General features: G+C 68.2%; 9 protein-coding genes and 2 pseudogenes. All 11 read left to right on the top strand.

Annotated elements, in window-relative coordinates:
- Positions 1-155: 155 nt before the first annotated feature.
- Positions 156-251 (top strand): annotated as a pseudogene (locus tag ACZ7IB_RS14565) (phosphotransferase); the annotation flags it as partial.
- A gap of 58 nt (positions 252-309) precedes the next feature.
- The gene (locus tag ACZ7IB_RS14560; RefSeq protein WP_470912806.1) at positions 310-1,509 is read left to right on the top strand and encodes a serpin family protein; all 1,200 of its coding nucleotides are present in this window, start codon (positions 310-312) and stop codon (positions 1,507-1,509) included.
- Positions 1,510-1,875: 366 nt separating this feature from the next.
- Complete coding sequence (locus tag ACZ7IB_RS14555; protein ID WP_470912804.1) at positions 1,876-2,103, top strand: hypothetical protein; 228 nt, start codon at positions 1,876-1,878, stop codon at positions 2,101-2,103.
- Between the two features lie 294 nt (positions 2,104-2,397).
- Positions 2,398-3,309, top strand: a complete 912-nt coding sequence (gene bla, locus ACZ7IB_RS14550; RefSeq protein ID WP_470912922.1) for a class A beta-lactamase — start codon at positions 2,398-2,400, stop codon at positions 3,307-3,309.
- A 169-nt stretch (positions 3,310-3,478) separates the two neighbouring features.
- On the top strand, positions 3,479-4,339 hold the full coding sequence (locus tag ACZ7IB_RS14545) for a Gfo/Idh/MocA family protein (protein WP_470912802.1): 861 nt from the start codon (positions 3,479-3,481) through the stop codon (positions 4,337-4,339).
- Between the two features lie 166 nt (positions 4,340-4,505).
- A pseudogene (locus ACZ7IB_RS14540) lies at positions 4,506-6,690 on the top strand (MMPL family transporter).
- Between the two features lie 5 nt (positions 6,691-6,695).
- A complete protein-coding gene (locus ACZ7IB_RS14535) occupies positions 6,696-7,886 on the top strand; it encodes a sensor histidine kinase (RefSeq protein WP_470912800.1) in 1,191 nt (396 codons plus the stop codon).
- 1 nt (position 7,887) lies between these two features.
- Positions 7,888-8,541 carry a response regulator gene (locus ACZ7IB_RS14530; protein ID WP_470912797.1) on the top strand — a complete coding sequence of 218 codons (654 nt, stop codon included), beginning with the start codon at positions 7,888-7,890 and terminating at the stop codon, positions 8,539-8,541.
- Positions 8,542-9,397: 856 nt separating this feature from the next.
- Positions 9,398-10,339: a sterol desaturase family protein gene (locus tag ACZ7IB_RS14525; RefSeq protein ID WP_470912796.1), complete on the top strand. Its 942-nt coding sequence runs from the start codon at positions 9,398-9,400 to the stop codon at positions 10,337-10,339.
- An 80-nt stretch (positions 10,340-10,419) separates the two neighbouring features.
- A complete protein-coding gene (locus ACZ7IB_RS14520) occupies positions 10,420-19,842 on the top strand; it encodes a non-ribosomal peptide synthetase/type I polyketide synthase (protein ID WP_470912794.1) in 9,423 nt (3,140 codons plus the stop codon).
- Entirely contained in the window at positions 19,832-21,514 is a 1,683-nt protein-coding gene (locus tag ACZ7IB_RS14515) for a phytoene desaturase family protein (RefSeq protein WP_470912792.1), read from the top strand. The genes ACZ7IB_RS14520 and ACZ7IB_RS14515 overlap by 11 nt, the downstream gene beginning before the upstream one ends.
- Positions 21,515-21,527: the final 13 nt, after the last annotated feature.

Genomic DNA, 21,527 nt, shown 5'->3' with positions numbered 1-21,527 from the left:
CGGTGAGAGGAGCGCATCACCCCAGGCAGGGATCCGGCCTCTTCGCAGGGCCGTGCGTGCTTGTGGCGATAATCCGGTCGACAGGCGAGCCCGCGACGCACTCAGATGGCCTCTACTGCCCGCCGCACGGAGCGGGCCGGACGCAGGAGGCGTTCTTGGCAACCGGCCTCAATGCCTACACCTCCTACGCCGCCGTCAACCCCGGGGTCGCCGCGCAGACCACCCGTCAGATCAACGAGGCCCTCATCGGCCAGGGAGCCGAGACCCATCTCGCCGATGGCCGCTGCACCGACTCAGGGGGATATCTTCATGCAGCTCGCAGCGCAATCCGTACGAGCAGTGAACAGGCTCACCGCACGGTGGGCGACCACGCTCGGCCCGTCCGACACCGTGTTCTCTGCAACGTCTGTCTGGCCCCTGCTCGCTTTTCTCGCCGACGCGGCCCACGGCCCGGCGCGGAGCGAGTTGGAGGAAGCGGTCGGTATGCGAGCGGACGCCGCCGCCGCGGCCGCGCGCGACCTGCTGGCCGCGCTGAAAAGCGTGCGGGGAGCCCGTTCGGCGGTCGCGCTGTGGACCAAACACACCTTGCCGTTGAACCGGGCCTGGACCTCGGGGCTGCCGACGGACACCCTGGGGGTGTTCAGCGGCGACGCGGATGCGGACCGGAAGGCGCTCGACGCCTGGGCATCGGACCGCACGGACGGGCTGATCCGGTCGATGCCGGTACCGCTCGACGAAGGCACCGAACTGGTGCTCGCCGCGGCGCAGGCCGTACGTACGCGATGGTTGCAACCCTTCAGGGAGAGCGAGATGGCTCCGGGGAAGGGGCCCTGGGCAGGGCGGCATCTGATCGGGCTCGCGCGCGAGACATCGCTGCTCGACCGGGTGGGTGTCGTCGAGACGGCGGCGGGGCGGCTGACCGTGCTCAAGGTCCTCGGTGATACAGGTGTCGACATCCATCTGCTGCTCGGTGACCAGGGCACGCCGTCCGGTGCGGTGCTGAGCGCCGGCGCCGAGGCGCTGACCGGCCGGTACCGGACCGTGCCCGGTGATCTCCTGCCCGTGGGTGACCCGGGGCCGGGCCTGGAGGTGCGGACCGAGCGGAACCTCGTACCCGAGCCGACGCTGGCTGTGCGAACCAGTCCCTTCTCCCTCGGCGGGGACCATGATCTGCTGCGACAGCCCGCACTGTTCGGGCTTTCGGCCGCCACGGACCCGAGCCACGGGCACTTCCCCGGGATCAGTGGGGCTCCGCTGGCAGTCGGGTCGGCACGGCAGTCAGCGGTGGCCGTCTTCGACGCGGCAGGATTCGAGGCAGCCTCTCTTTCCGCCTTCGGGGTGGTCGCGGGCGGGGTGCCGCCCGCACCGCGGTATCTGACCAGACGCATCGAAGCCTCGTTCGACCGGCCGTTCGGGTTCCTGACGGTCCACCGCACGTCACGGCTCATCCTTGCCGCGGGGTGGGTCGCCGAACCCACGCCGTACCCCGCCTGCAAGGGGGACGAGTGAGTTCGTGACGCGCCGCGTGCACATCAGCCGTTCTGAATTCGACCCTGCCCACGTGAAGCAGGACATTCCTGCGACGGGATGCCCGGGGACCGGGCAGGGTGCGGGAGCATGCCGAACACCGACGTGCTTTGCCGGCGGCTGCCGAGGCGCTCTTCGAGTAGATCGGTGGCCTCGAAAGCGAGTCGCGACGGACGTCGGACACGACTACCACAGACGGACTTCAGGGAGCCGGCCAGCGCCGCCGTGTGCAGTTCATCGAGGTGCCTTTCGCGGCGTACGCGTACCGCAGAGGCGGCCGGCGCGACGCCGCACAGCGGCGCCGAACGATGCAGTGCCGAGGCAGCGACAGCTCGAACGAGTGCCTCGTTGATGCGGTTGAAACGCAACGAGACCTTCGAGGTTCCCAGGTACGCGCCCGACTGGGTGCTGGTCGGCGACGACAGCGGGGGCGGCGGACTGTTCATGCGCCGCCACGGCCGCGACCGCACCCGTGTGTACCGTCTCGATCTGGGCGCGATCGACGAGGACGTCGAAGCGGACGGCGACCTGATGACGGATGACCTGCTCGGCTGGCTGAGCGCGGGCCGGGTCTGACGGACCCCGGCCTGTGCGGGTGCGCCGGAACCGGGCGCGGGGGATCACGCAGACCGGGATCCATCGTCTCCCAGGAGCCGCCCATCCCGCAGGTGACATCGTGACGTCGCAACGGCACCCATCGAGGAACGGGGCAGGTATACCTCTGATCCGCCACGGAGGGCCATTTGCGGGGTGGCGGCAGCCGTACGGGAACAGGGTCTGGACGGGGCCTGCTTGCTTGGTGATGCAACCGGTGGGCTGTCGGAAGCGTCGTATGCAGGCAGTACGACCGCACGAGCAGGAAGGCAGGAGATCTTGAAATCAAGCAGGGGTGCGTCACGCCGTGCCGTGCTCGCCGGTGGCCTGGGGGCGGCGCTGGCCGCTGTTCCCATGTCATCGGCCGCAGAGACCTTCGGCCCGGGGAGCGAGGCGGTGCGGAAGTTGCGCGACCTCGAACAGGAGCATGCCGCTCGGCTGGGGGTGTTCGGGTGGAACACGGTGACGGGCAGGAGCGTCCTCCACCGGGAGGAAGAGCGCTTCCCCATGTGTTCGACGTTCAAGACGCTAGCCGTCGGGGCCGTCCTTAGGGACCTCGACCATGACGGGACGTTTCTTACGAAAGTCATTCACTACACGAAGCAGGACATCAAGAGGTCGGGAGGCGCGCCGGTGACCGGTCTGCCCGAGAACCTTGCGCATGGGATGACGGTTGAGGATCTGTGCGGAGCGGCCATCTCGTACAGCGACAACACTGCAGCGAACCTTCTGATGGAAAAGCTCTGCGGACCGACGTCCGTCACTCGCTTCTGCCGGTCCATCGGAGACTCGGTGACCCGGCTCGACCGCTGGGAGCCGGAGCTGAACTCGGCGGAACCGGGGCGTGTGACCGACACCACCAGCCCTCGCGCCATTGGGAAGACCTACGCCCAGCTCGTGCTCGGGGACGCGCTGGAGGCGGGGGACCGGAAGAGGTTGACCGGGTGGCTGCTGGCCAATACGACCGGCGGCAAACGCCTGCGCGCCGGCCTCCACGAGGACTGGTCCGTCGGCGACAAGACCGGCACCGGCAGCTACGGCACCACGAACGACGTGGGCATCGTCTGGCCGCCCGGCCAAGGGCCGATCGTGATGGCTGTTCTGGCCACCAAGCATGATGCCGACTCCGAGGCGGACGACCCTTTGATCGCCAATGCAGCCGCCGTCCTGGCAGCCGCCCTCAACTGACGTCCGGCGCGGCTGTACGGTCGCGGCCGTCGGGCCGGCAGCTCTGCTCCGCCGGCGCAGCGCGGCCCCTTCGTGGGGCGCTCCACGAAGCGACAGCACCAGGGGCTGCCCTCCCTGTGGCCGGGGAGTGCGCTCAACCTGCCTGTCACCGTGAAGGTAGCCTCTCCTGATGCGTATCGGGATCGTTGGCACCGAGAGCACTCATGTCGACCACATCATCGGCCACCTCAACGTCCACGAGGCGGGCGGCGACGCCCGCGTCGTGGCTCTCAGCGGCGGGCACAGCCGGCGCAACGACACGCTCGCGTCCACCGGAGGGATAGAAAAGATCGTCGACGAGCCCACCGGCCTGCTCGGACTGGTGGACGCCGTCATCGTCGCGGACCGGCACGGCGCGCACCACCGCGACCAGGCGACCCCATTCCTGGCCGAGGGGCTTCCGGTATTCGTCGACAAGCCGCTGGCCTGCACCGTCGAGGACGCTCAGGCCATGATCGACACCGCGCTCGCCCATGACGCGCCGCTCACGTCATCCTCGGCGCTCCGCTGGATTCCCGACACCGACGCGCTGGTGGCCCGGACTGCGCGGGGCGGGCAACCGCATGTCGTCGTCACGTCCGGACCTGCCGATCCCGACGGCGAGTACGGCGGGATCTTCTTCTATGGCATCCACCCGGTGGACGTAGCTCTCCGGCTCGCCCCCGGTGTGATCTCCGACGTACGCACGGACACCACCGACTCCACAGTCACCGTGTCATTCACCGCGGGCGGCACCCGTGTCCTCGTGAACTTCGTCAAGCCGAACGACACGTACCAGATCCCCTTCCACGGAATGGCGCTCACTCAGGACACCGTGGTCGAACAGACTCTCACCCTCGACGCCCACTACTGCGTGCCGGGTCTCGAAGCGTTCCTGGAGATGGCCCGTACACGCATGCCTCCGATCGGATATAGGGACTTGCTGCGCCCCATCGAGGTTCTGGAGTCCGTCGCCGCGGCCCTGCGTACGCAGTTGGCCGACCCGCGGTGAGGTGACGCACCTCGGTCCACCTGGACCTCGGCGGCCGCAGGGCCGTCTGACGAGGTCCCTGTGTCCACCGACCGGTGGACGTGTGGTTCAACCGGTAGGGGGTGCCGGAGGATTGGTCCTGCGGACCAGCATTTGAGGCATGAGAGACCTCAATCGCCCCGTAGGTATGGCTCGTTGGAGCGCCAGGCATCCGTGGTGCGCGATCACCGGTTGGTTCGTCTTCGTCATTCTGTGTCTCGGCTTCGGGATGGCCGTCGGCAGCAACGCGGCCACCACCGAAGACTTCTGGGTGGGGGAGGCGGGGCACGCCGAATCGATGGCGACTGAAGGCGGGCTGCAGCGCCGGCCCACCGAGCACGTGATGATTTCCTCCCGGTCCGGCCCACTGGACACGGCGGCGGCCGCTTCCGCGGTCCGCGACCTCACAGGCCGGATGGCCGAGTTGCCCGAGGTCGACAGTGTGGCGGCCCCGGTCCGCTCCGAGGACGGCACGACTCTGCGCGTCACGGTGGTCCTCAAGGGCCCGGAGCTGGATGGCAAGAAGAATGTTGTTCCGCTCCTCGGCCAGACGGCGGAGGTGGCTGCCGACCATCCGGGCCTCGTCGTGGAGGAGACCGGATCGCCCGCCATCAGCAAGGGCGTCAACGACCAGCGTGGTGAAGACCTCGCCCTGTCGGAACGCATCACTCTGCCGGTCACGCTCGTCATCCTGCTGCTCGTCTTCGGTTCGGTGGTCATGGCCGGTGTGCCGCTGCTGCTGGCGCTCTCCTCGATCGCCGCCGCACTGGGCCTGGCCATGCAGGCCTCCCACTTCCTCCCCGACCCCGGGGTCGGGACCAACATGATCCTGCTCGTCGGTCTGGCAGTGGGCGTCGACTACACGCTCTTCTACCTCAAGCGCGAGCGCGAGGAACGGGCCCGCGCCGACGGCCGGCTCGCTCCCGAAGCACTGGTGGAGCTCGCGGCGGCAACAGCGGGCCGGGCCATCGTGGTCTCCGGTCGCGGTGATCGTCTCCACCGCCACCCTCTATCTCGCCACCGACGTCATCTTCTCCTCGCTGGCGACAGGCACCATTCTGGTCGTGGCGGTTGCCATGGTCAGCTCTCTCACCGTGCTTCCCGCACTGCTGGTGAAGATCGGTCATCGTACGGAACGCCGTGCCGCCAAGAAGGCCGCCCGGCGGGCGCGCCGGGGCAAAGCGGTGGCCGAGAAGCAGGCCGAGCCCGAGAACGGGCGGGTGTTCGGCGCCCTGATGCGGCCCGCACAGCGGCATCCCGCGATCACCCTGTGCGGATCCGTACTGGTCATGCTCAGTGTGGCCGCGCCGGCGCTCGGCCTGAAGCTCATCGACCCGGGCAAGGACACGTTCTCGCGTTCCATCCCGGCCATGCAGGTGTACGACCGGCTGACCGCGAAGTTCCCCGGACTTCTCGTCAAGCACGAGGTCGTCGCCCGATCCACCCCGGACCGTGCCGGAGAGGTGAAGCAGGCTCTGGTGGAACTGGGCCGGCGGGCCCGGACGGATCCGCTGTTCGCCCGGAACGCCGAGCCGGCGGTACACACCTCGGCCGACGGGCGGATCAGTGTCCTTGAGCTGGCCGTGCCCTACCCGGCGCCCTCCGACCGGGCGATCGCGTTACTGGACCACCTCCGTGAGAAGTATCTGCCCGACACCGTAGGCAAGCTGCCCGGTGTGGAGACGGCAGTCAGCGGCGATGTGGCCCGCGGCCAGGACTATGTGGAGCACGAGAACAGCAAACTGCCGCTCGTCATCGGCTTCCTGCTGCTGACCTTCGCGATGACCGTGGTGGCCTTCCGATCGGTGGTGATCGGCCTGATCGGCGTCGTCCTCAACCTGCTGTCCGCGGCCGCCGCACTCGGAGCACTGGTCGCGGTCTTCCAAGGTACCTGGGCCGAGGGCCTGCTGGGCTTCGACTCCCTCGACGCGATCGCATCGCGCGTACCGCTCTTCCTCTTCGTGATCCTCTTCGGCCTGTCGATGGACTACCAGGTGTTCGTGGTCAGCCGCATCAAGGAGGCCATGGAGTGCGGAATGACGGCCCGCGCCGCAGTGCTGGACGGCATCGGCCGGTCGGCGAAGGTGGTGACCAGCGCGGCGACGGTGATGGTCACGGTGTTCGCCGCCTTCGTCTTCCTGCACCTCACCGAGATGAAGCAGATGGGCTTCTGCCTGGGCGTCGCGGTGCTGCTGGATGCGGTGGTCATCCGGATGATGATTCTGCCGTCGATCCTGCTGCTTCTCGGGGAACGTGCCTGGTGGCCCCTGCGCCCCTCGCCGCGGGCAGCGAATGCCGCCCACACCACCCGCCCGCTCCAGAACGCAATCTGACGGACATGCTTCAACGACCGCAGCGCGGCGACCCGTTCTGGATCTGGGCGCTCCACTGGTGGGAGGGTCTGTCCTGGGCGCTCATCGCCCTCATAGGCCTGCTCACACTCGTGAGCGGCACTCCTGCCGCTACCAAGTACGGGCTGCTGACGCTGCTGGCCGTGCTCGCTCTCTGCTACGCGCTCGTGCGCGCCTTCCCCGACAACCCGGTACTGAGCCCGTACGGCTATCTGTGCGTGCTGATCCTCGAGCTGGGCGGCCTCTCCTACCTCGGGGACGGCTTCGGGGTGCTGTACACCGTGACGCTGGCGCAGTTCGTCATCTTCGTGAACAGCCTTCGGTCCGCGATCATCTACAGCGGGTTCGGCGCCCTGGCGATCACCGTCGGCGGCACCTTGAGGGAAGGCTGGGGCGCCGACGTCCTCACCACCAACACCATCTCGTCCCTCGGCGTGTACGCGGTGGGCGTGCTGATCGCGGTGCTGACGCCCAAGGCGCTGGACCTGCGTGACGAACGCGCCCAGCTGCGCGAGGAGTTGAAGAGAACCCAACTGGAACTGTCCGAGGTGTACCAGCGCCAGGGCGCGGCGGAGGAACGCGAACGCCTCGCCCGGGAGATCCATGACACGCTCGCCCAGGGGTTCGCCTCCATCATCGTGCTCGCCGAGGCCGCCCGCTCCGGGCTCGGTGCCGACCCCGACCGAAGTGCCCAGCAGCTCCAGTCCATCGAGCAGACCGCCCGGGAGAACCTCGCGGAGGCCCGGGTCCTGGTCGGTGCCGCGCCCCGTAGCGGCGTGGCCGGCGGATCGGTCGCCACGACACTCCGCCGGACCCTGGACCGGTTCACCGAGGACACCGGGCTCACCGTCACGGCGGAACTGGCGGAACTGACGGACGCCGAGTGCGACCAGCCGACCCGAATCGCACTTCTGCGGTGTACCCAGGAGTCCCTGGCCAACGTCCGCAAGCACGCGTCGGCCTCCGAAGTGGGCGTCGTCCTGGCACAGCACCCTCAGAGCATCGAGTTGGAGATCACCGACGACGGAAGCGGATTCGTGGTCGCGGAGTCGCACGGCTTCGGTCTGAACGGCATGCGCAGACGACTCGCCGAATTCGGCGGCGAGCTCACCGTCACCAGCTCGGTCGGCGACGGCACCCGGATCCTCGTGACCATCCCCATGAACGGTCAGGTATGACATGACAGCTCCAACACCGCCACAGAGCCCCCTGCGCGTCATTCTGGCCGACGACCATACGGTGATGCGCGCCGGGCTTGTCGCGCTGCTGGCTTGCGAACCAACCATCGACATCATCGGCGAGGCCGGCGACGGCCGGGAGGCCGTGCGACTCGTAGAGCAGTTCCAGCCGGACGTGGCACTCGTCGATCTGCGGATGCCGGTTCTCGACGGGGTGGGCGCCACCGCCGAGATCGTCGCGGGCCCCGGTCGGACCAGGGTGCTGATCCTGACCACGTACGAAACCGATGCAGACATCGAGCGCGGTGTGGAAGCGGGAGCAACCGGCTATCTCCTCAAGGACGCAACCCGCGACCAACTCGTCGAAGCGATCCACTCGGCCTCCCGGGGCGAGACCGTCCTCGCCCCGCGCGTCGCGCAACGGCTGGTGGCCAGAATGCGGCAGCCCGCGTCCGCGACACTCACCCCGCGCGAGTCGGAGGTGCTCGGCGCGGTGGCCGACGGACTGTCCAACGCGGAGATCGGCCGACGCCTGTTCATCGGGGAGGCCACGGTGAAGACCCACCTCCTGCGGATATTCGCCAAGCTTGACGTCAGCGACCGCACACGCGCGGTGGTTGTCGCCATGAACGGAGGCCTCCTCCAACGGCGTTAGACCCAGCCCCGGGTCTCTGCCTCGGGGGTCCTACGGCCCCTCCCCGGATTCGCGCCGCCCATCCAGTCCTCGAAGGCGCAACATCGGCACCGCTGACATGTAGTAAAGGACCGAGGGTTCCCCTGCCGGGCTCCGGCACCAGACGCTCAACCATCAATACGCTGCCGGTCTACCGAGACCTCCGGCTGAGACGATCTCTGACACGGTCGCCGCCCTGGACCCGGCGTTTATGAGCCATGGCAGACCCGGTTGCGTCCCGCGAGTCCGGCCGTCCGATCACGAGGCCCGCACAGCGCTGTGGGCCGTACATCGTCCGGACTGGGGCCGAAGCCACACTGCCGTCCTGGCGGAGGCGAGCGAGATCCCGACCGGCAGGGAAGGCCGTTCCGGCCCGGGCGGCCTTTCCCAGGTCTTTCCGGCCCGCGCCGACCAATCGAAGGATCCTCGCCCGGAAAAAGAGGGAGTTATAAAGTCCCAATAGATTATCAGTATTACTAGTAATCCACTTGATGGAAGGTCGAATTATTCGCATTCCGCCCGACTGGTCCGGCTGGTTCATTGAAAATTGGACGGGATGGCGAATACTGCCCTGGCGGTCCGTCACATCAAGACGAGGCTTGAATCAGACGGTTGAGGGCGCCGGAAAGGGAAATGCAACAGGGCGGGTTCACCCGGCGGCCCCGCTCGGGTTCGCCGGGTCCGTAAGGCGGTTCACATCAGTCTCCAGGTACGAATTCTTCAATGCGTGACAATTGACGTCCGAAGCGTCGGTCCAGCGCGCCCGCGGGAAGTCATCAGTTCCTCCTTCGCGGTCTGTGCATTCTTCTGTACTGGTTCCTTCGTAAAGGTGCTGCGGATGGAAAACTACGAACCACTGCCCGATGGTGATCCGGAGAAGGATTCCGGTCCGGTGCAGCGGGAGAGAGCGCTCGTGCTCCCGGCGCGCGTTGCTCTCTGCGTGCTGGCTTATCCGTTCCTGCTGGTGGCCACAGTTTCGGTGGCTGCGGCGGCGCTGTGTCTCGACTGGGATCCAGAGCGCGTGAGCCCGCTCTTCCTGGTCGGCACCATCTCCTACCTCACTGTTCTCGAACGTCTGATTCCGTATCAGCGTGCGTGGCACCCGAGCCCCAGCGAATGGCGTTGGTACGGCATCTACTTCCTCCTGACGATGGCGGCCAGCGCCCTGGCGCAATATGCGGTCACAGCGGCCGTCTCCGCGGTGACGCCCGACGAACCGGCGCTCAATCTCTGGGTCGAAATACCCGCGGCCCTGCTGACCGGCTCGCTGGCCAGCTATCTCGTGCACCGACTGGGTCACGCCAACCCGATATTGTGGCGACTGCACGGTGTGCACCATGTGCCGCCGAAAGTCAACGTCGCCAATAACGGCGTCAATCACGTTCTCGACATCATCCTTGCGCAGGGGGCAGTGCAACTGACTCTGGCGTTGGTCGGGTTCTCCCGTGGTTCCGTCTTCGTCGTGGGTCTTTTCGTGGCTGCCCAGGGCTATTTCGTCCATGCCAACATCGACGTGCGAATCGGCCGGCTCAATCATGTGCTCGCCAGTCCCGAACAACACCGCCTGCACCACAGCACCAAGCTGTCCGAGGCGGGCCACTACGGTTCGGATCTGTCGATCTGGGACCACCTCTTCGACAGCTACACCTGGCGGCCCGGCCGTGAGCCGATCGCGGTCGGAATCGGCGATCCCGAGTCGTTCCCCCCTACCGGCGAGATCGCCACCACCCTTCTCCACCCCTGGCGCCGTGCGAACAGGGCCGGGCCCGGTTCCGCCTGACCGCCTCTCTTCATCGGGAAACCGCACCGCCCTCCCGCATCCATGCCGTGCCGCTGCGCCACGACTTGAGGAGTACGACCTTGCCCGACGTGAACAGTGCCTCTGTGAGCGACAAAGTAGCGATCATCGGCATGGGCTGCCGACTGCCCGGCGGTGCATCGGACCACCGCACGTACTGGCAGAACCTCATGGACGGCAAGGACTGCATCACACCGACACCGGCGGACCGCTACGACGTCACGACGCTCGGCAGCAGATACAAGGAGAAACCCGGACGTCTGATCGGTGGCCGAGGCGGATACATCGACGGTTTCGACGAGTTCGACCCCGGCTTCTTCGGTATCAGCCCGCGGGAGGCCGACCAGATGGACCCGCAGCAGCGCAAGCTGCTGGAGGTGGCCTGGGAGGCGCTGGAGGACGGTGGTCAGCGGCCCTCGGAGCTTGCCGGAAGCAATGCCGCCGTATTCGTCGGCGCGTTCACGCTGGACTACAAGATCCTCCAGTTCTCCGACCTGAGCTTTGCCTCACTGACCGCGCACACCGCCACCGGCACCATGATGACGATGGTCTCGAACCGTCTCTCGTACTGTTTCGACTTCCGGGGTCCCAGCCTGTCGATCGACACCGCGTGCAGCTCCTCCCTGGTGGCGGTGCACCTGGCCTGCCAGAGCCTGAACAACCGGGAGACCGATCTCGCGCTGGCCGGTGGCGTCCTGCTGCATGCGGCACCGCAGTACACCATCGCCGAGACGAAGGGCGGCTTCCTGTCGCCCGACGGCCGCTCGCGTACGTTCGATGCCGCGGCCAACGGTTATGTACGGGCCGAGGGTGTCGGAATGGTCGCGCTCAAGCGGCTGGACGACGCCGTACGCGACGGCGATCCGATCCACGCAGTGATCCTCGGTACGGGGGTCAACCAGGACGGCCGCACGAATGGCATCACCGTGCCCAGCGCGGACGCCCAGGTCGCCCTCATCCAACGCGTCTGCGCCGGAGCCGGCATCACCCCCGGCGCCCTGCAGTACGTGGAAGCGCACGGCACCTCGACACCTGTCGGCGACCCGATCGAGGCGAACGCACTGAGCCGGGCACTTGCCGTGGGCCGCAGACCCGGTGCCACGTGCTACGTCGGGTCCGTCAAGACGAATATCGGGCACACCGAAGCGGCAGCGGGCATCGCCGGACTGATCAAGACCGTTCTCTGCCTCAAGCACCGCCGTATTCCGCCCCACATCAACCTGGATCGGATCAACACCTCCATCGACCGGGAGTCCTCCCCGTACCGGATCCCGACCGAGCCGACCACCTGGCCCGAGCACGAGGGCCCCGCACGGGCCGGGGTGAACGCGTTCGGCTTCGGCGGCACGAACGCGCACGTCGTGCTGGAGCAGGCACCCGAGCGCGAAGCACAGCCGACCGAGCCCGTCGAACGGGCCTGGAATCTCATTCCGCTGACCGCCCGGAGCCCGGACGCCCTGCCGGAGCTGGCGGCGGGCATCCGCCGCGAGCTGGCAGGGGTCCAGGAGGCCGAGGTGTCGCTGCCCGACCTCGGATACACGCTTGCACGCCGCCGCCAGCACCTTGAGTCGCGCCTCTGCGTCGTGTACTCCTCACGGACCGATCTGGACGAGGGGCTCGCCGCCTTCCTGCGGGATGAACCTCACCCCCGGGTGGTCCACGGCAGACAGCTCGACGTCGAACAGCGCGGCCTGGTCTGGGTCTTTACCGGAATGGGGCCGCAGTGGTGGGGCATGGGTCGCCAACTGTTCGAGGGCGATGAGGTGTTCCGGGACGCGGTCACCCGCTGCGATCTCGCCGTCCGCAAGCTTGCGGGCTGGTCCCTGATCGAGGAGATGACGGCCGACGAGGCCGGATCGCGCATGGGCGAGACATGGCTTGCGCAGCCGGCCAACTTCGCCGTCCAGGTGGGACTCGCGGCCATGTGGCGTCAGTACGGTGTGCGGCCCGACGCCGTGGTCGGTCACAGCACCGGCGAGATCGCTGCCTTCTACGAGGCGGGGGTCTACACGCTGGAGGACGCGGTCAGGATCGTGGTGCACCGCAGCCGGCTCCAGCAGAAGCTCACCGGGACCGGCACGATGCTAGCCGTGAGTCTGCCCGAGGAGGAGGCACAGGTCCGGGCGGGCGCGTACGGGGACCGGGTGTCCGTGGCCGCGGTCAACAGCCCCTCGGCCGTCACGCTGGCCGGGGACCGCGACGCACTGGCCGAGCTGGCGGACGGGCTTCGCTCCGAGCAGATCTTCGCCAAGTTCCTGACAGTGCAGGTCCCGTATCACAGCGCGGGCATGGAGGCGATCAAGGACGATCTGCTGGCCTCACTGGACGGGCTGGACCCCCGGGCAGCGACGGTTCCGCTGTATCTGACGGGTCAGCAGGGCACAGCGCACGGCAGTGAGCTGGACGCCGGCTACTGGTGGAAGAACGTCCGACACCGGGTCCGCTTCCGCTCGGCCGTCGACCGGCTCGCCGACGACGGGTACGGGCTGTTCCTGGAGATCGGCCCGCATCCGGTGCTCGGTCACTCCATCCGTGAATGCCTCGACGGCCGGGGGACGGACGTGCGTACCCTTCCGTCGATCCGCCGCCAGGAGAACGAACCGGAGCGCTTCGCCGCCTCGTTGGCAGAGCTGCACAACCTCGGCGTCCGCGTCGCGTGGGACACTCTGCACCCGGTGGGCACTCCGGTGTCCCTTCCCCGCTACCCGTGGAAGCGCGACCGCCACTGGACGGAGCCCGGCCCCGTGGCGCAGGTCCGCCTCGGGCACGCCGACCACCCTCTGCTGGGCCGCCGCACGACACACACCGAACCGACCTGGCACACCACCCTGGACACCGAGCGGCTGCCCTACCTCGAGGACCACCGCATCCAGTCCACCGTGGTCTTTCCAGCAGCGGGGTACCTGGAGATGGCCACGCAGGCGGTCCGCTCCCTGACCGGCGGCACCCATGCCGTACTGACGGACATCGAACTCCGCAAAGCGCTCTTCCTGCCCGAGGGCGAGGACCGGGCCGTGCGTCTGACGCTCTCGTCGCAGAACGCGGCGTTCACGATTGCTTCGGCAGGGGAGGGCGAGGGCGACCGGGCAGTGCACGCGAGCGGTGTCGTGCGTTCCGGGCAACCGCGCCCGGCCGGCCCGCCCGTCGATACCGCCGCCCTCCGGGCACGCACCCTGCGCCGGCTGGACGGCAAGGACTGCTACGCGGCGCTGGCCGCCCTGGGTTACGACTACGGCCCCGCGTTCCGGGCCATCGAAGAGGTGTGGATCGGTTCCGGTGAGGTGCTCGCCCGGCTCCGTCCGCCTGCGGTGATCGGTGACGACGCGGCCCGACACCACATCCATCCCGTGCTGCTCGACGCCTGCTTCCAGTCGTTGCTGACGACGCAGCTCCTCGATGACGGCGCGGACCGGCAGACCTCCGGCATCCGCCTGCCCCTGTCGATCGACGAGGTGTGCCTCGCCCCGGTGGGAGACCAGCCGATCTGGGTGCACGCCACGGTGACCCGCAGCGACGGGGACGAGCTCGTCGGGGACATCGCCGTCTACGCGGACAGCGGTGAACCTCTGGGCGGCATCGGTGGGTTCCGCGCAGCCGACGTGGAAAGGGCGTCCACGGCGGTCGGACTCGGCACGATTGATTCCTGGCTCGCCGAGACCGTCTGGATCGACAGGCCCTTCGACGCCGCCGAGAACCAGGCCGGCTCCGGCAGCCCCGTCTCCACCAGCAGCGACTGGCTGGTGTTCGCCGATCGGCAAGGCGTGGGCGAGGCCCTGAGCGCCCTGCTCACCGCGCGCGGCGAGCGCTGCCACCTCGTGAGTCCGGGGGACTCGTACCACAAGGGGGGCGACGGAAGGGAATCCACTGTCGTCCCGGGGTCCGCCACGGACCTGGATCAGCTCTTCGCCGACCTGGGCATGGGCGGCAGGGACGGCGAGGGCGGCCGGCCGTCCTTCGGCACCATCGTGCATCTGTGGAATCTCGACCTGCCGCACCTTGCTGAAGCCTCGCGGCAGGACCTCGTACGGCACAGCGGCACCGGGACGTACTCACTGATCGCCCTCGCCCGGACGCTGCTCCGCCACGGGGCCGACGGCCGGCTGCACATCGTGACCCGCGGCGCGCAGCACGTCGGGCCCGGCGAGACCGTCGAACCTCTGGGGGCGCCCGCGTGGGGGGTCGGCCGGGTGCTCAGGCACCAGGAGCTGATCTCCCACCGCGGCAAGCTGATCGATCTGGATCCCGGCCGGCCGGAAGACGAGGGATGCCTGGCCGAGGCGCAGGCGTTGCTGCGCGAGATCCTGACCGATGACGAGGAGGAGATCGCGCTGCGTGGTGCCGGCCGCCTCACCAGCAGGGTGCGGCGGGCCGAAGGGCTGACCCGCCCCCTTCCGCTGACCCTGCGCACCGACGCGAACTACCTTGTCACCGGCGCCTTCGGGGCGCTCGGCCGGCTGCTCTGCCGGACACTCGTACGGCGCGGGGCGCGCAGTCTGATCCTGATCGGACGAACCGCGCTGCCGGAGCGCTCCGCCTGGCGCGGTCTCGATCCCGGCACTGCCGATGGCCGTGCCGTGGCCTTCGTCAAGGAGTTGGAGGCGCTCGGGGCGCGGGTCGTCCTGGCACCGCTCGACATCACTGATGAGGCCGCGTTCACGGCCTGGCTCGAAGCTCACCGGCTCACCGACCCGCTGCCGGTCCGCGGGGTGTTCCATCTCGCCGGGCAGGTCCGCGACACACTCGTCGCGGACATGGACCGACAGACGTTCGCCGAGGCCCACGATCCCAAGGCCGTCGGCGCGTATCTGCTGCACCGGCATCTTCGGGACGAACCGCTCGACCACTTCGTACTGTTCGCCTCGATCGCTTCGCTCATGACCACGGCGGGCCAGACGAACTACGCCGCCGGAAACGCGTTTCTGGACGCGTTGGCCCACCACCGTCGGGCGCTCGGCCTGCCGGGACTCAGCGTCGACTGGGGACCGTGGGCCACCGGCATGATCGAGGAACTGGGGCTCGTCGACCACTATCTCCACAGCCGTGGGATGAGCTCGCTCGCACCGGACGTCGGCATGGCGGTCCTGGAACGCGTCATCGGCCAGGACCGGGCCCAGCTGCTCGTCGCCACCGTCGTCGACTGGCCGGTGTTCCTGGCCTGGTACCCCTCCCCGCCCTCGCTGGTGGCCGAACTGGCGGCGACGGCCTCAGCCGCGACGGCCGACGGGACGAGCGACGGCATCCTCGACACCTTCCGAAATGCGGACGCGACGGAACGCCTCGCCCTGGTGACCCGGCGGTTCACCGCAGTGGCCGCCTCGGTCCTGCGGACGAGCCCCGATCAGATCAATCCACAGGCTGGCCTCAACGCGCTGGGACTCGACTCGCTCCTGGCGATGGAGTTGCGCGCCCGGCTCAGCTCGGAGCTCGGCGTAGCTCCCCCCGTGGTGGCTCTGCTGAGCGGTACATCGGCCGGCGAACTGATCGCACAGCTCCACGATGCCCTGTCCGAGTCAGTGGAGTTGGCAGCCGGCGGTGACGACACGGCGGCTGTGGAGGTCTTCGAGGACGAGTTCCGCCATCCACTGACGCAGAACCAGAAGGCCCTGTGGTTTCTCAGGCAACTCAACCCCGAGGGCTACGCGTACAACATCGGGGGCGCGGTCGAGGTTCGCGTCGCTCTCGACCCCGACCTGATGTTCGAGGCCGTCCGCTGCCTGGTCGCTCGCCACCCCGCGCTGCGGACCAACTTCCTCACGGTGGACGGACTGCCGCTGCAGCAGGTTTCGACGGACCGGATCCCGGACATCGCGCTGTTCGACGTGCAGGACCAGGAATGGGAGGAGATCCACCGCACGATTGTGGCCGAGTACCGCAGGCCGTACGACCTGGAGCGTGACCCGCTCTTCCGCTTCCGCCTCTTCAAGCGTGGCCACGACCGCTGGGTGATCATGAAGGCGGTCCATCACATCGTCTCCGACGCGATCTCGACGTTCACCTTCATCGAGGAGCTCCTCGCGGTGTACGAGGGGCTGCGCCAGGGCCGTGCGCCCTCGTTGCCACCGGTCACCGCGCGCTATCTGGACTTCCTCAACGCCCAGAACCGCTTCCTGGCCGGTCCCGCGGCGCAGCGCATGCTCTACTACTGGCGCTCGCATCTGCCGGCCGAGGTGCCGGTCCTGGAGCTGCCCGTCGACAAGCCCCGTCCGGCCGTGCAGACACACAACGGAGCCTCGGAGTTCTTCGTACTGGACACGGCGCTCACCGCCCGCGTCCACGCTCTGGCCCGCGAGCACGACGTGACCCCGTTCATGGTGCTTCTGAGCGTCTACTACGTGCTGCTGCAGCGCTATTCCGGTCAGGACCACGTCATCGTGGGCAGCCCCGTCACCGGCCGGACCGAGCAGGAGTTCGCCTCCGTCTACGGCTACTTCGTCAACCCGCTTCCGCTGCACGCGGACCTGTCCGGGGCACCTTCAGTCGCCCAGCTGCTGCAACAGGTGCGTACGACCGTGCTGGGCGGCCTCGACAACCAGGAGTATCCGTTCGTCCTGCTGGTCGACAAGCTGGGGCTCCAGCACGACCCCAGCCGCTCCGCCGTGTTCCAGGCCATGTTCATCCTGCTGACCCACAAGGTTGCCACCGAGAAGTACGGCTACCGGCTCGATTACATCGAACTCCCCGAAGAGGAAGGGCAGTTCGATGTCACCCTGTCCGTCTACGAGGACGAGGCGGAGCATCGGTTCCACTGTGTCCTCAAATACAACACCGACCTGTTTCTGCCGGAGACCATGCGGCGGATGGCAGCGCACTACACCACTCTGCTCGACAGCATGACCCGGGCGGCGGCCGATCACCCCACCACCCGGCTGGAGATGCTGGGTGCTCAGGAGCGTGAGCGGCTGGTCAGTGAGTGGAGCGGCGCAGGGCGCGCAGCCCTGCCCCCCGGAGCAGGGGAGTGCGAGGCGGACGGCGTCCGTCCGGTGCATCAGCTGATCAGCGTGGTCGCCGCCCGGTGTCCGGACGCCGTCGCCGTCACGGTCCCGGCCCGTCACGGGACGGCCCTTCGGCTGACGTACGCGGAACTGGACCGTCGCTCCGGGGAGCTGGCCCGGCGGTTGCGGGGGCTGGGGGTCGGAGCCGGCTCGGTGGTGGCGCTGTGCCTGGACAAGTCGTCAGACCTCGTCGTCGCGCTGCTCGCGGTGCTCAAGGCAGGTGGCGCCTACCTTCCTGTCCCGCCCGACCACCCGGCCGACCGCATCGCCCACACCGTGCGGACGGCGGCCGCCACCATCGTCGTCGTCGAGGACGACGCGTGCCGGGACCGGATGGCAGGACTGCCGGCCGAGACGCTGACGCTGCGGGAGCTGTACGAGGCGGACGACGAACGGGTGCCCGCGGTCGGCGTCGAGGACCTGGCGGGTCTCGACTCACCTGCGTACGTCATCCACACTTCCGGTTCGACAGGGCGCCCCAAGGCCGTCCGGGTCAGCCACCGGAACCTCGCCTCGGCGTACGGAGCCTGGCTCCAGGAGTACAGGCTGGACCGTGACGTCCGGGTTCACCTCCAGATGGCGGCCCCGTCGTTCGACGTCTTCACCGGTGACGTGGTGCGCGCGCTTTGCTCGGGCGGCAATCTGGTACTGATCGACCGTGATCTGCTCTTCGACACCGAACGCCTGTACCGGACCATGCGCGAGGAGCACGTCGACTGTGCGGAGTTCGTCCCCGCGGTCGTACGCGGTCTCATGGACCACTGTGAACGCGAGGGCCTGCGGCTGGATTTCATGCGTCTGCTGGTCGTCGGGTCCGACGCGTGGAAGGCCGGGGAATACCGAAGGCTGAGCGATCTGTGCGGGTCGCACACCCGTCTGATCAACTCCTACGGGGTCACCGAGGCCACCATCGACAGCGCCTGCTTCGAAGGATCCGTCGACGACCTGGAACCCGGCCGGACGGTGCCGATCGGACGCCCCCTGAGCAACAGCACGCTCCATGTGCTCGATCGGCACGGTGAGCCGGTGCCGCCCGGTGTGCCGGGCGAACTGTGGATCGGCGGCGACGGCGTCGCACTCGGCTACGCGGGCGACCCCGCACAGACGGCCCAGCGATTCGTGACCCGGACACTGAGCCGGGAGCCGGGCGCCGAACCCGTACGCCTCTACCGGAGCGGCGACGCGGCGCGCTGGGACGCGCACGGCCGGGTCCATCTGCTCGGGCGGGTGGACGACCAGGTCAAGCTCCGCGGCCATCGAATCGAGATCGGCGAGATCGAGGCACACCTTGCCCAGTGGCCCCAACTGGCCCGAACGGTCGTCACGGTGCGCCCCGACGCCCGGGGAGAAGATGCGCTCTGCGCCTACTGCGTACCGGCGGACGGAGCAGCGCTGGACCGTCGCGCGCTACGCCGGCACCTCGCGGGACTGCTACCCGCATACATGGTTCCCTCGCACTTCATCGCTTTACCGGAACTGCCGCTGACCGCCAACGGAAAGGTTGATGTCGCGGGCCTGCCGACACCCCGGTTCGACGCCGACGACGAGCCGGAGGAGATGCTCGGCACACCGTTCGAAGAGAGCATGGCGCGGCACTGGAAGGAGCTGCTCGGGCTGGAGCGGGTCGGCCTGACTCAAGAGTTCTTCGAGGCCGGAGGCAGCTCCATCAAGCTGATCGAGCTGATCCACCGCCTGCGGCAGGAGTTCGGTGTCGCCATCCCCGTCAGCCTCCTGTACCGGGTCACGACCCTGCACGGGATGGCCGCGACGATGGAGCGTCTTGCCACCGGCGGCAGCTCGGACGACCTGCCCTGCCTGAGCTTCAACAGCGATCGGGAGCCGACAGTGTTCTGCTTCCCACCGGCGGGCGGCCACGGACTCGTCTACCGGACATTCGCCGCCCAGCTGCCCGAGTACCGGCTGGTCGCCTTCAACTACGTCCCCGGCGAGAACAAGGTGGCCCGCTACGCCGACTTCGTCGAGTCTCTCCGGCCCGAGGGCAGATGCCTGCTGCTCGGCTACTCCCTCGGCGGCAACCTCGCATTCGAGGTGGCCAAGGAGCTCGAAGGCCGGGGACGCGATGTCGCCCATGTGATCGTCCTGGACTCGCACCGCATCCTGGAGCCCTACGTACCCGGCCCCGAACACTTCGAGTTCTTCGAGACGGAGCTCGCCGAGCACCTGCTCAAGCACACAGGGTCGGAGATCGTCACCCGCGAAACCCTTGACCACGCAGCGGAGTACCTGGCGTTCTGCGGCCGCACACCGAATCTCGGCGTGGTGTCCGCGACCGTCAGCATTGTCACGGACGAGGAGAAGACAGCGCTCTACGCCGCGGACGCACGTGGCACCTGGCACGGCAGCTCCACCACGGCCACGGCAGTGCTGCGCGGCTCCGGAATCCACGCCGACATGCTCGATCCCAAGCACGTGGCCCGCAACGCCGAGCTGGTGCGCGGCATCCTCCAGGAGGGCGGCGCCGATGGCCGGTGACGAGGGCGACGCATGGAGCGCCGAAGAGCGGGAGGCGGACGGCAGGCCCCGTGTCATCGTGATCGGTGCCGGCGTCGCCGGAATGTCCACCGGGTGCTACGCGCAGATGAACGGGATGCGGTCGCGCATCTTCGAAAAGCATGTGCTGCCCGGGGGCTGCTGCACGGCCTGGTCGCGCGACGGCTACATCTTCGACTACTGCATCGAGTGGCTGATCGGCACGGCCGCCGGCAACGACGCCCATCAGGTGTGGCGCGAACTGGGGGCGCTCGACGGCAAGACCATCACCAACTTCGAGATGTTCAACCGAGTCGTCGACGAGACCGGCCGGTCAGTGGTCTTCTACAACGACCCGGACCGGCTGGAGCGGCACCTGCTCGGTCTCTCGCCCGCCGACGCCCGGCTGATCCGCTCATTCTGCCGAGACCTGAGGCGATTCATCGGCATCGAGCTGTACCCGTTCCTCACCGCCCCCGCCCTGCGGACCGTGCGGGAAAGAGCGGTGACGCTGCGCACGGTCCTGCCCGCGTTCCGTCTGTTCTGGCGTACGGCGGGGACCCCGATGCACCAGTTCGCCGACCGGTTCCAGGACCCGTTGCTGCGGCGGGCGTTCCGTAACATCTTCTTCCAGGACCCGGAGGGTTTCCCGCTGCTCCCGTACCTGTTCAACATGGCCAGCGCCCATCACCACAACGCCGGTTTCCCGCAAGGAGGTTCGCTGGGCCTGGCCCGGTCGATCGAGGAGCGGTACAAGGCGCTGGGCGGTGAGATCAGCTACCGGGCACGGGTCGAACGGATCCTCGTCGAGGACGGGCGTGCCGTCGGCATCGAACTGCGCAACGGCAGACGGTACTACGCCGACCATGTCGTCTCGGCCTGTGACGGCCACACCACGATCCACGGTCTCCTGCAGGGCCGGTTCACCGGTCCGCGGATCAACAAGCTGTACAACGACCTGCTGCATCGTCCGGGCACTCTGTTCCCCGCGGTGGTCTCGGCCTTCGTCGGGGTCCGGGGCGACCTCGGCCCCGACCGGGCGCACAGCACCACGTACCTGCTCTCTTCCGAGGACGCCGCCCAGCTGCCCGGTGCACTGCAGAGCAGTCTGGTGGTCCAGTTGCGCTCCCACTACTCGGACGGATTCGCCCCGCCCGGAAGGTCGGTGGTCCACTGCACCTACTTCAGCGACTTTGCCTACTGGAAGGCGCTGCGCGTCGTCGACCGCAAGGAGTACCGGGCGAAGAAGCACCAAGTGGCCGACTTCGTCAGGAACTTCCTGGAACGCCGCCTGCCGGGCACGGCCGAGCGCATCGAGCTGGTAGATGTAGCTTCCCCGGCGACGACCCGGCGCTACACGGGTAACCACGACGGCTCCATTCTGGCCTGGAAGGCGTTCTCCGAGGCCGACGACATCGCGGCCAAGCTGGTAGGCAAGGACAGGATGCGCCTGCCGGGCCTGCGTGGATTCTCCATGGCTGGGCAGTGGGTCGGCATGGGCGGCTTGATCCGTGCCGCGTCGACCGGCCGCTTCGTCGTCCAGTACCTCTGTGACGAGCTGGGACGCGGGTTCACGGTGTCCGAGAGCCAAGGCGGCGAGCCATGGCATTCCGGAAAGCTGGGCCGTCTGCCGCAGCTCGACAGATGGTCCGCGCGCGGGGACAACCGCACATGAACACCGAGGAGAG

The sequence above is a fragment of the Streptomyces sp. NPDC037301 genome (genome assembly GCF_055602785.1).
The sequence above is the reverse complement of the archived record's forward strand: the minus strand, read 5'-3'. Positions and strand labels throughout refer to the sequence as shown.

What these genes read in the sequence shown, in the direction of transcription:
- ACZ7IB_RS14515 (WP_470912792.1), top strand. Translation starts at nt 19,832, where the DNA reads ATGGCCGGTGACGAGGGCGACGCATGGAGCGCCGAAGAGCGGGAGGCG.
- ACZ7IB_RS14525 (WP_470912796.1), top strand. Translation starts at nt 9,398, where the DNA reads ATGGAAAACTACGAACCACTGCCCGATGGTGATCCGGAGAAGGATTCC.
- ACZ7IB_RS14560 (WP_470912806.1), top strand. Translation starts at nt 310, where the DNA reads ATGCAGCTCGCAGCGCAATCCGTACGAGCAGTGAACAGGCTCACCGCA.
- ACZ7IB_RS14535 (WP_470912800.1), top strand. Translation starts at nt 6,696, where the DNA reads ATGCTTCAACGACCGCAGCGCGGCGACCCGTTCTGGATCTGGGCGCTC.
- ACZ7IB_RS14530 (WP_470912797.1), top strand. Translation starts at nt 7,888, where the DNA reads ATGACAGCTCCAACACCGCCACAGAGCCCCCTGCGCGTCATTCTGGCC.
- ACZ7IB_RS14545 (WP_470912802.1), top strand. Translation starts at nt 3,479, where the DNA reads ATGCGTATCGGGATCGTTGGCACCGAGAGCACTCATGTCGACCACATC.